We start from the raw sequence: 14,591 nt of genomic DNA on the forward strand, positions 1-14,591 counted from the left end.
CACCCCTGCTCAGTTCGCGGCGCTGCTGCGCAGCCCGCTGTTTCCGTTGTTGATGCCGTTCGGGAAGAAGCCGCCCGCCGTCACCGATTTCGGATTCAGATAGACGATGTTGAGCACCTGCGCCGGGGTCCGGCTGAACGCGAGACCGTTGCTGTCGAGCGGCACGATGTTCGACACGGTGCCAGCGCTGCTGCTGCTCGTGGTCAGCCCCTGGTCGAGGTCGCTCGAACCGTCGACCGAATCGCGCAGGTTGGAGATGGCGTTCGCCGCGGTGATGTCGCTCTGCGCGGTGCTGATCGCCGGTGTCGCGATACCGCGGGCGTAAAGCGCGCCGCGGACGATCGCGGCATGATAGGCCTCGACCGCGAGGATGCCGGCGGCCGCCTCCAGATAGGTCTTGTTGTTGATCAAGGCGCCGGCCGCACCCTTGTAGGCGGTGACGCCGACGTCCTCGAAGACATAGGCCGCGATGAGGAAGCTGTCGTCATTGGCATAGGGGTCGAACCCCGCCAGCGACGGGCTGGTGCTCGAGGCCGCCGCCGCGAAGGCGCCGCCGCTCGATCCGGAAATGTCGATCTGCGGCATCGCCGCGATCAGCGAATCGCTGGTGCCGGTGCCGCGGATCGCGGCGCGCAGGAAGGTGACGTGGGCGACCTCGTCGGCGGCGATCTCGCGCGCATAGGCGGCGATGCCGGCGTCGCTGAACTGCACCTGGCGCGCCATGCCGGTGCCGCTGCCGGTCACCACCGAACCCTGCGTGCCGACGCCGCCGGTCAGCAGGTTGTTGGGCAGGCCGACGCCATAAGCGGCATAGCTGTAGAATTGCGCTTCGAGATATTCGAGGTTGAGCGCGAAGTTGAGCACGTCGACCTCGGACACGGCGGTTTGCGCCGCGGCCTCGCCGGTGAACGACATCGCCGCCGCGCCGGCTGCGGTCACCGCGGCCAGGCCCATCGCGTTCTTGAAGAATTCGCGGCGCTCCTCGCGCCGCCGGGCGCGCGCATCGAACGCCTCGATGATCTGCTGTGTCTCGGCCATCGGTAGCAACCTCCCTCACCGTGTCACGGTCCGCCGGTTACGCTCCCACCGGAGCGGGCGGCCGTCGGTCAGATACGTCGGTGCCATCCCGAAAGATGCGGCGACTCCCGCAACAATGTGTCTTTGTGGCAAAAAACATTCGCTTCGGTATCATTTGGGTCGGCGGACCATTGCCGGGCAGGCGACGGACGGTTAGCCTTCGCGCGTGTCATCCCCCGATCCCTCCTCCGCCAACGCCGCACGCGCCGCGCTGGTCGAGGCGCTGATCCGCACCGGTGATGCCGATCGCGACGCCTTCCGTGCGGTCTATCAACTCACCTCTGCGAAGCTTTTCGGCATCTGCCTGCGTATCTGCGAAGACAGGCAGGGTGCGGAGGACGTGCTGCACGACGTATATCTCACCATCTGGCATCGCGCCGCCACCTATCGACCGGAACGGGCGAGCCCGATCGCCTGGCTGGCGACGATCGCGCGCAACCGCGCAATCGACTGGCGCCGTCGCCAGACGCGGGCGCGCGCCGCCCCGGTCGAGGCCGCCGACGCGCTCGCCGATCCGGCGCGCGCGCAGGACGAGACGCTGATCGCCGACGAATTGCACGGCCGCCTGCATGGCTGCCTCGAGGCGATCGAGCCGCGCCAGCGCAGCGCGATCCGCAGCGCCTTCTTCGGCGGGCTGACCTATGCCGAGCTGGCGCTGGCGCAGGCGGTGCCGCTCGGCACGATGAAAAGCTGGGTGCGGCGTGGCTTGCTCGCGTTACGGGGGTGCCTCGATGCCGCCGCCTGACGAACCCGATATCGCCGCGGCGGAGCTCGCGCTCGGCCTGCTCGACGGCGAGGAGCGTACCGCCGCGTTGCGCCGGCTGGCGCGCGATCCGGACTTTGCCGCGGACGTGGAGCGCTGGCGCGACTGGTTCGGCGCGCTGTTCGCCGACTGGCCCGAGGTGGCGGCGCCGCAATCGCTGGCGTCGCGGATCGAGGCGTCGCTGGACGGCAAGGCGGCAACGCCCGCCAACGACAATATGGCATGGCGCCGTCTCGCGCTGGTGGCGAGCTTTGCTGCGCTGCTGCTGCTCGGCGTCACCGTGTTCGAGCTGTTGCGCCCGCTACCTGCCCCGGTGCAGATCGCGGTGCGCATGCCGGCGCCGGCCCCCGCCCCCTTGCTCGCCGCGATCGCGCCGACCGGCGGCGGGGCGCCGCTCGCTGCCGCCTACGATCCCGCCCGGGCGACGGTGCGGATCACCGGCGCGCTCCCCGTCCCCGCCGGACGCTCCGCCGAGCTGTGGGCGATCCGCGGCAAGGAGGCGCCGCGCTCGCTCGGCCTGGTGGCGGGCGGGCCGACGCGGCTCGTCGTCCCCGCGGCGGCGCGGCAGGCGATCGCCGCCGATACGGTGCTGGCGATCTCGATCGAACCGGTCGGCGGCTCACCGACCGGGCTGCCGACCGGACCGGTGGTCGCGACCGGCACGCTCACCGGCTGATCAGAAGGTATAGGCGAGCCCGACCGCCCCGAGCCACTGGTTGCGCGAACCTGCGACGCTGACCAGCGGACTGTCGGCGAAGCCGTTGAGCATCCGCACATAGGTGCCGCCGGCGACGATCTTGAAGCCGTGCAGCAGGTCGCCTGTCAGCGCATAGGTATAGAGGCCGCCGAGCGAATAATTCTTCCAGCCCGACCGCGCATTGTAGGTCGGCAGTCCGCTCGCCAGCGTCTGCGTCGGCGATACCGAGAAATAGGTGGTCGCATAGCCGCGGCCGGCATGTTCGGCCGAAGCGAACAGCGCCACTGCCATCTTGGTGCTGAGCGGGGTCAGATAACTGACGCTCGGCTGCCAGATGCCGCTGTCGTGCGCGCCGGCGACGTCGTGGCGATAGCTGACCGTCGCCGCGAGCTGATCGTAATCGCTGGTGATCACGCCGGTCTTGCCGATGCCGACATAACCGCCCAGTTCGATCGCGGTATCGACCTTGCCGAGCGCGCGGACGCGGGGATCGTCGATGCTCTTGAGGCTGCTACGGTTGAAGTTGACCACGCCGATCGGGCCGGCCTGCACGTCCCAAACCGGACCCGGCTTGTCGCGGATCAGGTCGACGCTGAACCGGTTGCCGGCGATGATGAAGCCATAGCCCTTGATCGAGCCGACCGCGCCCGGCGCCGCGGTGAAGCGATAATCGTTCGAGCCTTCGTAGTCGCTGAGATAGACGCCGCCGGCGCCGACGGTGACGGTGTCGCGGTTGAAGTCGAAATCGGTCGGCCCCGGTGCGGCGGCCTCCTGCGCCTGGGCCGGGGCGGCGGTGATGGCAGCAGCGGCGAGCGCGAGCGGCATGAGAAACTTGAGCGACACGGCTACGGCTCCAAACCTGTTACGACGGCGTAACGCGGTGAACCGCTTTTGCTATCCCTGCCCGACCGATCAGAGCATGTAATGCATCTTGATCTGTTGCTGATTTGCATCACCGGTGATCGCAAAACGCGCGGCGGCGAAGCGCGGCGCGCCGAAGCGGATCGGCGGGTTGCGCGAGAAGCCGAAGCCTTCGCGCGGGATGCCGGCGAACGTGTCGAGCTTGCGATTGCCGTTCTCGTCGTGGATCACCGCGACGGCATATTGGCCGTGCGGCAGGCCTTCGAACCGCATCGCATGCGCATCGGCGGGTACCGAGCGGGTGATCGCATCGGCATCGTCGACGCAGGCCGGGAAATTCTCCGGGTCGGCGGTCAGGCAGACGCGCAGCATGCCCTTGGCCGAGCGCATCTGGCTGACCGAGACGTCAAGCCGGGCGATCGGCGCCGCGCCCAAGACCAGCACGGCCGCCGGCACCAGCGCGGCGATCGCCGCCGCCCGCGACCTGCGCCCTGGCCCGCGCATGGCTGCGCGCGAAATCGCCGACGCCGCGATCGGTGCCGCACAGGCGATCCCAGAACCGGAAATAGAGCCCATAATTACACCCATAGAGTTCATGATGCCGCTGATGATGGCTGGCGGTGATCAACCAGCCCCCCAATGGCCCCCGCCACATGAACCGCGGGAAAACCTCCCAGCCCATATGATTGGTTACGCCCATAACCGTCATGATCGTCAGCACGAAGCCCAGAGCCGAGACGTGGATCGGAATTGCCAGCACCAGTGCCGGAATTGCCACAGCACCGGTCAGCGCCTCGATCGGGTGAAAGGCCATCGCCGCCCAGGCGGTCGGCGGGCGGCTGGCGTGGTGGACGGCATGCGCCGCCTTGAACACCTTGGGCCGGTGCATCCAGCGATGCGTCCAGTAGAACCAGGTGTCGTGCAGCACGAGATAGACGAGGATCGAGACGGGCCAATACCATAAGGGATAAGCGTGGACATCGCGATAGACGCGCGTCCAGCCATGCGCCTGCCAGCCCCAGGCGAGCACGCCCGCCGGAATGCCGTAGATCGCCGCGGAGGCGAGGCTCCACGCCACCTCGCGGCGCATCTGCGCATCGAGCCCGCGATACAGGCCGGGATGCCGCAGCCGCGTCGCCGCCGCGAACGCGCCCGAAACGATCAGATAGCGAACGCCGACGATCAACGTCATCGCCAGCGCGGAGAGGGTGACGGCGAGCAGCATGGCGACGGATGTAGCGGATTTCCGTGCGCGGGGGCAGCGTTAATCGCGGACGCCGCGCTCCAGCACCTGCACCGTGCGGCCATGATAGGGTGCCTCGCGCACCGCTTCATAGCCCAGCTTGGCGGCGAGGCGCAGCGACGGCGCATTGGCGGGATCGATGATGCAGGTCGTCCGCGGTGCGCCATGCGCCGCCGCCCAGTCGAGCGCCGCGGTCATCGCCTCCTGCGCATAGCCGCGGCCATGCTGCGCGGGTGCGAGCGTCCATCCCGCCTCCGGCCAGGCGAGCGGCGGCTCGATCGCGCGCCGCGATTCGAGCAGCCCCGCCTCGCCGACGAACGCGCCGTCATGCGTGCGCACCACCCAGCTGCCATAGCCGAACGCCTGCCACTGGCCGATGCTGCGCAACAGCCGCAGCCACACGTCCTCGGGCGGACGCGCGACGCCGCCGATCCGCGTGTAGACGGCCGGATCGGCCCACATCGCCGCCAGCTCGGCCCAATCCTGCGGCCGGTGGACGTGCAGGGTCAGTCGGTCGGTGGTGAGCTGCGGCGGGGTCATCGTCGCTGGGGATAGCGCGGCGCGGGCGAGTCGAAAATGGCAGTTCTCGCGCGCGACGCTTTGCGGTAGGCGCAGCCATGGGCTCCACCATCCCTTGCGATGTTGCGATCGTCGGCGGCGGCCTCGCCGGCGGGCTGATCGCCCTCGCACTGCACAGCCGCCGCCCCGACCTCGACGTGCGGATCATCGAGGCGGCGCCGCATCTCGGCGGCGATCACGTCTGGTCGTTCTTCGGCAGCGACGTCGACGCGGCGGACCGCTGGCTGGTCGCGCCATTGGTCGTCCACGACTGGACCGGCTATGACGTCGCCTTCCCCGATCTCGCGCGGCCGATCGCGGCGACCTATCATTCGGTGACGAGCGAGCGATTGCACGCGGTGCTGCGCGCGCAGCTGCCCGAGCGAGCGTTCCTGCTCGGGCGCAAGGTGCTCGCCGCCTCGGCGACCGCGGTGGTGCTCGCCGACGGCGACCGCATCGCCGCCAAGGGCGTGATCGACTGCCGCGGCCCCGGCGATCTGTCGGTGCTCGACCTCGGCTGGCAGAAGTTCCTCGGGCAGGAGCTGTTGCTCCACCATCCGCACGGCAAGCCGATCCCGACGGTGATGGACGCGACGGTCGCGCAGATCGACGGTTATCGCTTCGTCTATTGCCTGCCGTTCGCCGACGACCGGATGTTCGTCGAGGACACCTATTACAGCGATACGCCGCAGATCGACCGCGCCGCGCTCGGCACCCGCATCGCCGCTTATGCCGCCGGCCGGGGCTGGCTGGTCGACAGCGTGATGCGGACCGAGGCCGGGGTGCTGCCGATCACGCTCGGCGGCGATTTCGAAACCTATTGGCGGTCGAGCGGCGCGCATGTCGCCAAGGCGGGGATGCGCGCCGGGCTGTTCCAGCCGACCACCGGCTATTCGCTGCCCGATGCGGTGCGGCTGGCGGTGGCGCTCGCCGGGCAGAGCGACCTGTCGGGCAAGGCGCTGGCGCGCTTCACGCATGATTATGCCCGTGCTGCCTGGAAGCGCGGCGCCTTCTACCGCATGCTCAGCGCAATGATGTTCCGCGCGGGCGATCCGGCGGAACGTTGGCGCATCATCGAGCGCTTCTACCGTCTCGACCCGACGCTCATCACCCGTTTCTATGCGGGGCGATCGAGCCTCAAGGACAAGATGCGGATACTGACGGGCAAACCGCCGGTGCCGGTGCGCAGCGCGATCCGCGTCCTGCGCACGACGGCATGGCGGTGAGCGGCAGCAAGGGGATGGACAGGATGAAGTCGGCGATCGTCATCGGCGCAGGATTCGGCGGGCTGGCGCTCGCGATCCGGCTGCAATCGGCCGGGATCGCGACGACGATCGTCGAGTCGCGCGACAAGCCGGGCGGCCGCGCTTATTATTGGGAGCGCGACGGCTTCACCTTCGACGCCGGGCCGACCGTGATCACCGACCCCGCCTGTTTGCAGGAATTATGGGCGCTGAGCGGACGCGACATGGCCGAGGACGTGACGCTCGAGCCGGTGACGCCCTTCTACCGGCTCAACTGGGTCGACGGCACCAATTTCGACTATACCAACGACGAGGCGCTGCTCCAGCGCGAGATCGGCAAGCTCAACCCCGCCGATATCGCCGGCTATCACAAGTTCCTCGAATATGCCGAGGGCGTCTATCGCGAAGGCTATGAGAAGCTCGGCCACGTCGCCTTCCTCGACTTTGCGACGATGATCAAGGCGGCGCCGGCGCTCGCCAAATATCAGGCGTGGCGGTCGGTCTATTCGATCGTGTCGAAATATGTGCAGAACGAGAAGCTACGCGAGGCGCTGAGCTTCCACACGCTGCTGGTCGGCGGCAATCCGATGACGACCAGCGCGATCTATGCGCTGATCCACAAGCTGGAGCGCGACGGCGGCGTCTGGTTCGCGCGCGGCGGCACCAACCGGCTGGTCGCCGGGCTGGTCGCGCATTTCGAGCGGCTCGGCGGCACGCTGCGGCTCGGCGATCCAGTCGCCTCGATCGAGACGCTCGGCGACCGCGCCACCGGCGTGCGCTGCGCGAGCGGCTGGGAAGCGCAGGCGGATGCGATCGCCGCCAACAGCGACATCATGCACACCTATCGCGACCTGCTGAACAGTTCGCGCAGCGCGCAGCGCACCAAGGCGCGGCTGGAGCGCAAGAGCTATTCGCCGTCGCTGTTCGTCGTCCATTTCGGCATCAAGGGCACGTGGCCGGGCATTCCGCACCACATGATCCTGTTCGGCCCGCGCTATAAGGAACTGCTCGCCGACATCTACGATCACGGCGTGCTCGCGCAGGATTTCTCGCTCTACCTGCACCACCCGACCGTCACCGATCCGAGCCTCGCGCCGGAGGGGCATTCGACCTTCTATGCGCTGGCGCCGGTGCCGCACATGGGCAAATTCCCGGTCGACTGGGACGAGGTCGGCCCGATCCTCGAAAAGCGTATTCTCGACGAGGTCGGGCGGCGGCTGATCCCCGATATCCACGAGCGGATCGTCACCAAGTTCAGCTATGCGCCGCATGATTTCGCGACCGATCTGAAGGCGCATCTCGGCAGCGCGTTCAGCCTCGAACCGGTGCTGACGCAGAGCGCCTATTTCCGCGTCCACAATCGCGACGATCATATCCCCAATCTGTATTTCGTCGGCGCGGGGACGCATCCGGGCGCGGGCATCCCCGGCGTGGTGGGCAGCGCGAAGGCGACGGCGGCGCTGATGCTCGGCGCACGCTAGCGGCGCTGCCCCCGCCCGCCGTTCGGGCTATGCGGATAAGGCCCGCTTCTCCCCAGACCGAATGCTTCCGGGGAAAATTGCCCTTCGGCAAGCTCAGGGCGAAGGGTGGGGGGAGCGGCGTGGGGCGCACCGCCCCCTGGCCCCGTTCGGGCCGAGCCTGTCGAAGCCCACGTCTCCCCGGGCGGGAGGCTGGTGGAAGCCTGACATCGACCCACCCGCGCGAACCGTTCAGCCGGCCGGCGGCGCGCCGGCTGTCACCCCGCCGTGCGGCTCGGCGTGTTGACGCCCATCGATTGCAGGTAGCGCTTCACGTTGCGCGCCGCCTGCCGCAGCCGCTGCTCGTTCTCGACCAGCGCGATGCGGACGAAGCCTTCGCCATTCTCGCCATAGCCGACGCCCGGCGCCACCGCGACCTGGGCATGGGTCAGCAACTGCTTCGAGAATTCGAGGCTGCCGAGATGCGCCACCGCCGGCGGCAACGGCGCCCAGGCAAACATCGACGCGCGCGGCGCCGGAATCTCCCACCCCGCCCGCGCAAAGCTCTCGACCAGCACGTCGCGGCGCTTGTGGTAGAGCTGGCGGTTCTTCTCCACGATGTCCTGCGGCCCGTTGAGCGCGGCGCAGGCCGCCGCCTGGATCGGGGTGAAGGCACCGTAATCCAGATAGGATTTCACCCGCGTCATCGCCGCGATCAGCTGCTTGTTGCCGACCGCGAAACCGATCCGCCAGCCGGCCATGCTGTAGGTCTTGCTGAGCGAGGTGAATTCGACCGCGACGTCCTTGGCGCCCTTGACCTGGAGGATCGAGGGCGTCGGATTGCCGTCATAATAGAGTTCGGAATACGCGAGATCGGAGATGATCCAGACCTGATTCTCCTTCGCCCAGGCGACCAGCCGTTCGTAGAAGGCGAGGTCGACCGCCTCGGCGGTGGGGTTGGACGGATAATTGACCACCAGCACCGACGGCCGCGGCACGGTGAACGCCATCGCGCGCTCGAGGCTTTCGAAATAGGCTTCGTCCGGCGTCGTCGGCACCGCGCGGATCGTCGCCCCGGCGATGATGAAGCCGAAGGTGTGGATCGGGTAGGACGGATTCGGCGCGAGCACGACGTCGCCCGGCGCGGTGATCGCGGTGGCGAGGCTGGCGAGCCCCTCCTTCGATCCCATCGTCACCACCACCTCGGTCTCGGGATCGAGATCGACGCCGAAGCGGCGGCCGTAGTAATTCGCCTGCGCGCGGCGCAGGCCGGGGATGCCCTTCGACTGCGAATAGCCGTGCGCATCGGGCTTGCGCGTCACCTCGATCAATTTGTCGAGCACGTGCGCGGGCGGCGGCAGGTCGGGATTGCCCATGCCGAGATCGATGATGTCCTCGCCCGCCGCACGTGCCGCGGCCCGCATGCCGTTGACTTCGGCGATGACATAGGGCGGCAGACGCTTGATGCGGTAGAATTCGTCGGACATGGGTCACCTTATCGTTGACCCGGCCATCCTACGCCGCGGACGACGCTTTCACCACCTCTTCCGATGCGGCCGGTTCGAGCGCGTTGATCGCGGCGTGGACGCGTGCCTCGATCGCCTCGCGCCTCAGGCCGGGCGGGATGACCTCGCCGATCCGGATGGTGACGACGCCGGGGCGTTTCGGCCCGTGCTTCGGCCAGACCGTGCCGGTGTCGAGCGCGACCGGGATCACCGGCAGGCCGAGCGCGCGATACAGGCCGGCGAAGCCCGATTGCAGCGGCGGCTGCTCGCCCGGCGCGACGCGCGTGCCCTCGGGATAGATCAGGATCGAGCGGCCCTCGTCCTTCAACGCCTTGGCGGCGCGCATCATCGATCGCAGTGCGCTGGCCGACGCCTCGCGATCGGCGATGATCCCGCCGTAGCGCATCGCCGCATAGCCCCAGAAGGGGATGCGGCTGAGTTCGCGCTTGATCACCATCGCCGGGCCGCCGAGCAGCAATTGCAGCTCCAGCGTTTCGAACATCGCCTGGTGCTTGGCGGCGAAGAAATAGGTGCCGGGCGGCACCTTCCCCTCCACCCGCACCCGGATGCCCATGATCGTCCGGTAGAGCAGCCGGTGCATCTGCGCCCAGATATGCGCGTGCCGCATCACCGCGCGCCGCCCGAACAGCGCCGATACCGGCACGCTCAGCACGATCGGCACCGACAGCGCATAGAACAGCATTGTGAACAGCAAGGTGCGCAACCGGTTCATCCCCCTACCCCCAGCCACAGCGCGACACGCCGCAGGATCAGCTTGTTGTATTCGTTGACCAGCGTCGCGAGCCGCGGCGTGCTGCGCACCCCGTCGCCGAGCACCAGTACCTGCGGCCCCATCGCCGCCGCCAGCTCCATCCGCGCGCGCGGCACGTGCCAGTCGGAGGTGACGAGGCGGACGGTGCGATAGCCGTGCGTCTTGACCCAGGCGGCGGTCTCCTCGGCGTTGGAGCGCGTATCGACCGCGTCGGCGCCGAGATCGATGCAGCAGCTGAACAGCGCCACCGGCGCCTTATATTCGCGCGCGAGGTCGATCGGCCGCACCCCCGGCGCGACGCCGGTGACGAGCATCCGCCGCGCCTGCCGCGCCTGGAGCAGCGCGATGCCGCGATCGATCCGCCCCGCGCCGCCGGTCGGCACGACGATCGCGTCGGTGGTGTTGGGCGCGAGCGGTCCGGGCAGCATCAGCATGAACGCCGCGAAGCCGAGGCACCAGGCGAGCGCCGCCAGACCGAACAGCCGGACGATCACAGCGACCGCCTGAGCGAGGCGACGACGGTGACGCGCGCCGCCGCCATCGCCAGCGCGACGAAGCCGACCGGCACGATCCCCAGCGCCGCCCAGTCCCCCGCCCCCAAGGCGATGCCGCCGAGCAGTTCCGACCCCAGCGCCGCGAGCCGCGTGCCGAGGAACAGCAGCACCGCCAGCGCCGCCGCGCCGCCGGCGACGCCGCCCATCGCCGCGTCGAGCGCGATCCGCCGCTGGAACAGCCGCGCGACCTGCACGTCGGTCGAGCCGAGCATATGCATCACCTCGATCGTCGCGCGATGCGTCTCGAGTCCGGCGCGCGCGGCGAGCACCACCACCGCGCCGGTCGCGGCGAGCATCAGCACGACGAGCGCGAAGGCGAGCCAGGTCAGCGTATCGAGGAAGCCGACGACCGGCGCCATCCAGCGTTGATGCTGGTCGATCCGGCTCGCCGCGCTGATCCGCCGCACCGCGGCGACGATCGCGGTGGCGTCGGTGCCGGCGAGGTCAACGTCGATCATCGCCGGCACGGGCAGCTCGGCGTCCGCCCCGACATCGCCGAGCCACGGCGCGAGCAGCCGGGTCAGTTCGCCCCGATCGACCAGGGTCGCGCGACGCACCTGCGGCAATCGGCGCAGCGCCGCGAGCGTGCGTGCGGCGAGGGCGTCGCGCGTCGCCGGGCTGCCCTCGACGATCTGCACGGTCAGCCGCCCGGCGAGCTGGCGTTCGAGCGCGTCGGCCGACTGGCGCGTGCCGAGCCCGAGCGCGGCGGCGAGCAAGGTCAGGAACAGCATGATCGCCATCACCCCGGTCATCGCGCGCAGGCCCCCCGCCTCGTCGAGGACACGTCGGTCGGCGCCGCTCATGCCTCGCCTCGCGGCGGCGGCGGGTAGCGCAGATGGCCGGTCGGATCGAGCAGCCGTCCCTTGTCGAGCCGCATCATATGCGCCCCCGGCACGCGGCTGAGCAGCTGGAAATCGTGCGTCGCGACCACCACCGTCGTGCCGAGCGTGTTGAGCGAGCCGAACAGGTGGATCAGCCGGTCGGCCATCTCGGGATCGACGTTGCCGGTCGGCTCGTCGGCAACGAGCACCTCGGGCCGGCCGATCACCGCGCGGGCGATGGCGACGCGCTGCTGCTCGCCGCCCGACAGCGTTGCCGGCCGCGCCTCGGCCCGGTCGCCCAGCCCGACCCAGCCGAGCATCTCGCGCACCGGCTGTTCGATATCGCCTTCAGGCACGCCGGCGACGCGCAGCGGCAGGGCGATATTGTCCCACGCGGACAGGTGCGGCACCAGCCGGAAGTCCTGGAAGACGACGCCGATGCGCCGGCGGAAGCCCGGCAGCCGGCGGCGCGGCATCGTCACCGCATCCTCGCCGAACAGGCGGATGATGCCGCGGCTCGGCCGCTGCGCGAGATAGAGCAGCCGCAGCAGCGAGGTCTTGCCCGCGCCGCTCGCCCCGGTGAGGAAATAGAAGGCGCCGGCGCCGAGCGTGAAGCTGATATCCGACAGGGTTTCCTGCCCGGTGCCATACCGCAGCCCAACATTTTCGAACTGCACGATATTTGCCATGCGCCTGGCCGCAACCGCTCCGTGTGACGAATTTCCGGGCGGCGCGACGCCGCGGCGGCAGCCTTCGCATGGCCGGCGCGTGGCTTCAAGCTTGCCACGCAGGCGGCCGACGTGCTTAGCAGTGCAGGCAATCCGGTCATCGGTCCGGCCCCCGTCCGTAAAGCGTTGCGCATGATCCTCGAATGTCCCGAATGCAGCACCCGATATCTGGTGCCCGACAGCGCGATCGGTACCGAGGGGCGAACCGTGCGCTGCGCCAATTGCCGACACAGCTGGTTCCAGGATCCGCCGCCGCCCGAACCCGCGCCGCCACCGCCGCCGCCCGCGCCGGCACCTGCGCCTGAGCGGTTCGCCGAGGCCGCCTCTTATGCCGCCGCCGCTTATGCCGCGCCGGTCGCCGAGACCGAGCGCCCCGCCTTCCTCGAGCCGGCGGCGATTCCGCAGCCGCGCACGGCGATTCCCGAATCGGTGCTCCCGGCGCCCGACTATGACGCCTTCGCCGCGCGCCAGCCCTTCCGTGCCCGGCGCAACACGTCGAAGCGCTGGACGGTGATCGCGATCGTCGCCGGGCTGCTGATGATCGCCGGCGTCGCCGCGATCGTCTTCCTCGGTGCGCCTGGCCTGCTCGCGCAGATCGGGCTGCCGATCGGCACGCAGGAATCGCCGCTGCGGCTCAAGGACAATCCGATCGAGCGGCGCGGGCTGGAGAACGGGTCCGAGCTGTTCGCGGTGAGCGGCCAGATCAGCAATCCCTCGACCGAGCGGCAGCGCGTGCCCGACATCCGCGCCGAACTGCGCGATGCGCAGGGCCGCATCGTCTACAGCTGGACGATCACGCCGCAGCAGCGCACGCTCAACCCCGGCGGCACGATCGACTTCAACTCCGCCAAGCTCGACGTTCCCGCCAATTCGAAGCGGCTCGAACTCAGCTTCGCCGGCGAAGCCGCGAACTGACCAGCGCGAACCGGCCGCCGTGCAGCAGCGCGGCGGCGACCATGCCGATCCCCGACGCCCAGACCAGCGCCATCGCGCCGCCGCCCTGCTGCACCAGCCACCAGCCGGCGCCGCCGGTGACGAGGAAATAGGCGATGATGCTGTTGATCCCCGCGGCGATCTGGTCGCCGAGGCTGCGCAGCGCATAGACCAGCACGATCTGGATGCCGTCGAACACGATGAACGGCGCCCAGCGCGGCAGCATCGCCGCGGCGAGCCGGTGCACCTCGATTGTCGCCGGGAACAGCGCGACCAGCGCCGGCGTCGCCACCGCGAGCAGCAGCGCGCCGATACCGAGCGCCGCCACCGCAAGCACCAGCGCGATCAGCGTCCGCCGGATCGCCGCCGCGGGCTGCCCCTCGCCCACCGCATTGCCCGCACGCACGCCGGCCGCCGAGCCGAGCCCGAGCGCCACCGCGAAGGTGAGGTTGTGCATCGCGAAGACGATCTGGAAGGCATGCGCCGCCGCGTCGCCCAATTGCGTCGACAAAGCGATCAGGATCGAGAAACCGGCAAGTTCGAGCCCCGAGGCGATCGCCGGCACGATCCCGAACGTCGCCAGCCGCCACGCACCGCGCGGCACCGCCCGCCACGCCGCCGCATCGATCCGGCCTATGCCGCGCGCGGCGGCGCGCGGCAGCGTCAGCACGCTCGCCACCATCCCCGCCGCGCCGAGCAGCGAGGCGATCGCCGTCGCCAGCGCCGCGCCGACCGCCCCTAGCGCCGGCAGGCCGAGATGCCCCGCCGACAGCGCCCAGGCGAGCAGGCCGTTGACCGGCAGCACCGCGAGATTGACGACGGTAACGCGCTGCGGCCGGCTCACGCCTTCGAGGAAGAAGGCGGCGGCGACGGTCATCAGCTGGAACGGATAGGCGATTGCGAACGCCCGGACGACGCGGGCGCTCTCGTCGATCCGGTCGGCCGCGACGCCGACCAGCGCGAGCAGCGGCTCGGCAGCGACGAGGAACAGCCCGCCGATCGCCAGGCCGAGCAGCAGCCCGAGCGCCAGCCCCTCGCGAAGCACCGCGCCGGTTCGCGGCAGGTCGCCGGCGCCGTCCGCGCGCGCCGCCATCACCAATACGCCCGACAGCCAGGCGAGTCCGGTCACGATCCCGACGAAGCCGAGCGCCCGGCTCGCCCCCAGCGCCGCCACCTGCTCGGTCGAGACGAGGCCGACGACCATCACGTCGGTGACCTGCAACAACGTCCAGTTGAGGCTGGTCAGCACCACCGGCCAGGCGAGCGCGAGCAGCCGTCGCGTCTCGGCAGGCGTGGTCAGGGGGAGCGAAGCCGTCATGCGACGGGCGCTACCCGCTCCGCATGACAGCGAAAAGCGCAGTCCCATGAAAAAGGGGCG

General features: G+C 69.6%; 16 protein-coding genes. 5 read left to right on the forward strand and 11 right to left on the reverse strand.

Going from position 1 to position 14,591, the window contains the following annotated elements; genetic code table 11:
• Window positions 1–9: 9 nt before the first annotated feature.
• Window positions 10–1,038: a ferritin-like domain-containing protein gene (locus V8201_RS13000; RefSeq protein ID WP_037535997.1), complete on the reverse strand. Its 1,029-nt coding sequence runs from the start codon at window positions 1,036–1,038 to the stop codon at window positions 10–12.
• 205 nt (window positions 1,039–1,243) lie between these two features.
• Here V8201_RS13000 and V8201_RS13005 point away from each other — a divergent pair, with 205 nt between their 5' ends.
• Together V8201_RS13005 and V8201_RS13010 are read left to right on the forward strand one after the other, a co-directional pair.
• Window positions 1,244–1,822, forward strand: a complete 579-nt coding sequence (locus V8201_RS13005; RefSeq protein WP_336545566.1) for a sigma-70 family RNA polymerase sigma factor — start codon at window positions 1,244–1,246, stop codon at window positions 1,820–1,822.
• Window positions 1,809–2,516, forward strand: a complete 708-nt coding sequence (locus V8201_RS13010; protein ID WP_336545567.1) for an anti-sigma factor — start codon at window positions 1,809–1,811, stop codon at window positions 2,514–2,516. The genes V8201_RS13005 and V8201_RS13010 overlap by 14 nt, the downstream gene beginning before the upstream one ends.
• Here the strand turns inward: V8201_RS13010 and V8201_RS13015 are convergent, their stop codons facing one another.
• From V8201_RS13015 to V8201_RS13030, 4 genes are all read right to left on the reverse strand, one after another.
• Window positions 2,517–3,362, reverse strand: coding sequence for a MipA/OmpV family protein (locus tag V8201_RS13015; protein ID WP_200870463.1), 846 nt, complete (start codon window positions 3,360–3,362; stop codon window positions 2,517–2,519).
• A gap of 87 nt (window positions 3,363–3,449) precedes the next feature.
• Window positions 3,450–3,842 (reverse strand): DUF2141 domain-containing protein, encoded by a 393-nt coding sequence (locus V8201_RS13020; protein WP_336545568.1) that lies wholly within the window; start codon window positions 3,840–3,842, stop codon window positions 3,450–3,452.
• The gene (locus tag V8201_RS13025; RefSeq protein WP_336545569.1) at window positions 3,805–4,623 is read right to left on the reverse strand and encodes a sterol desaturase family protein; all 819 of its coding nucleotides are present in this window, start codon (window positions 4,621–4,623) and stop codon (window positions 3,805–3,807) included. The genes V8201_RS13020 and V8201_RS13025 overlap by 38 nt, the downstream gene beginning before the upstream one ends.
• A gap of 39 nt (window positions 4,624–4,662) precedes the next feature.
• On the reverse strand, window positions 4,663–5,181 hold the full coding sequence (locus V8201_RS13030; RefSeq protein ID WP_336545570.1) for a GNAT family N-acetyltransferase: 519 nt from the start codon (window positions 5,179–5,181) through the stop codon (window positions 4,663–4,665).
• Window positions 5,182–5,258: 77 nt separating this feature from the next.
• On the opposite strand from V8201_RS13030, the gene crtY reads away from it, so the two are divergent.
• Both crtY and V8201_RS13040 read left to right on the forward strand, forming a co-directional pair.
• Window positions 5,259–6,425, forward strand: coding sequence for a lycopene beta-cyclase CrtY (gene crtY, locus V8201_RS13035; RefSeq protein ID WP_336545571.1), 1,167 nt, complete (start codon window positions 5,259–5,261; stop codon window positions 6,423–6,425).
• A 23-nt stretch (window positions 6,426–6,448) separates the two neighbouring features.
• Window positions 6,449–7,924, forward strand: coding sequence for a phytoene desaturase (locus V8201_RS13040; RefSeq protein ID WP_271300808.1), 1,476 nt, complete (start codon window positions 6,449–6,451; stop codon window positions 7,922–7,924).
• Between the two features lie 254 nt (window positions 7,925–8,178).
• On the opposite strand, the gene V8201_RS13045 is transcribed toward V8201_RS13040, so the two are convergent.
• From V8201_RS13045 to ftsE, 5 genes are read right to left on the reverse strand one after another with little or no spacing between them, the layout of a single operon-like run.
• Window positions 8,179–9,387: an LL-diaminopimelate aminotransferase gene (locus V8201_RS13045; RefSeq protein WP_037535982.1), complete on the reverse strand. Its 1,209-nt coding sequence runs from the start codon at window positions 9,385–9,387 to the stop codon at window positions 8,179–8,181.
• A 28-nt stretch (window positions 9,388–9,415) separates the two neighbouring features.
• Entirely contained in the window at window positions 9,416–10,138 is a 723-nt protein-coding gene (locus V8201_RS13050) for a lysophospholipid acyltransferase family protein (protein WP_336545572.1), read from the reverse strand.
• Complete coding sequence (locus tag V8201_RS13055) at window positions 10,135–10,671, reverse strand: YdcF family protein (RefSeq protein ID WP_037535980.1); 537 nt, start codon at window positions 10,669–10,671, stop codon at window positions 10,135–10,137. The genes V8201_RS13050 and V8201_RS13055 overlap by 4 nt, the downstream gene beginning before the upstream one ends.
• A complete protein-coding gene (locus V8201_RS13060) occupies window positions 10,668–11,534 on the reverse strand; it encodes a cell division protein FtsX (protein WP_336545573.1) in 867 nt (288 codons plus the stop codon). Before V8201_RS13060 ends, V8201_RS13055 begins: the two co-directional genes overlap by 4 nt.
• Window positions 11,531–12,241: a cell division ATP-binding protein FtsE gene (ftsE, locus tag V8201_RS13065; protein WP_037535976.1), complete on the reverse strand. Its 711-nt coding sequence runs from the start codon at window positions 12,239–12,241 to the stop codon at window positions 11,531–11,533. The genes V8201_RS13060 and ftsE overlap by 4 nt, the downstream gene beginning before the upstream one ends.
• A gap of 171 nt (window positions 12,242–12,412) precedes the next feature.
• Here ftsE and V8201_RS13070 point away from each other — a divergent pair, with 171 nt between their 5' ends.
• A complete protein-coding gene (locus V8201_RS13070) occupies window positions 12,413–13,195 on the forward strand; it encodes an MJ0042-type zinc finger domain-containing protein (RefSeq protein ID WP_336545574.1) in 783 nt (260 codons plus the stop codon).
• Here V8201_RS13070 and V8201_RS13075 read toward each other — a convergent pair.
• A complete protein-coding gene (locus V8201_RS13075; RefSeq protein WP_336545575.1) occupies window positions 13,167–14,531 on the reverse strand; it encodes an MATE family efflux transporter in 1,365 nt (454 codons plus the stop codon). The two genes, V8201_RS13070 and V8201_RS13075, sit on opposite strands and share 29 nt — an antisense overlap.
• Window positions 14,532–14,591 lie beyond the last annotated feature (60 nt).

The organism is Sphingomonas kyungheensis, assembly GCF_037120395.1.
GTDB classification, from domain to species: domain Bacteria; phylum Pseudomonadota; class Alphaproteobacteria; order Sphingomonadales; family Sphingomonadaceae; genus Sphingomonas; species Sphingomonas kyungheensis.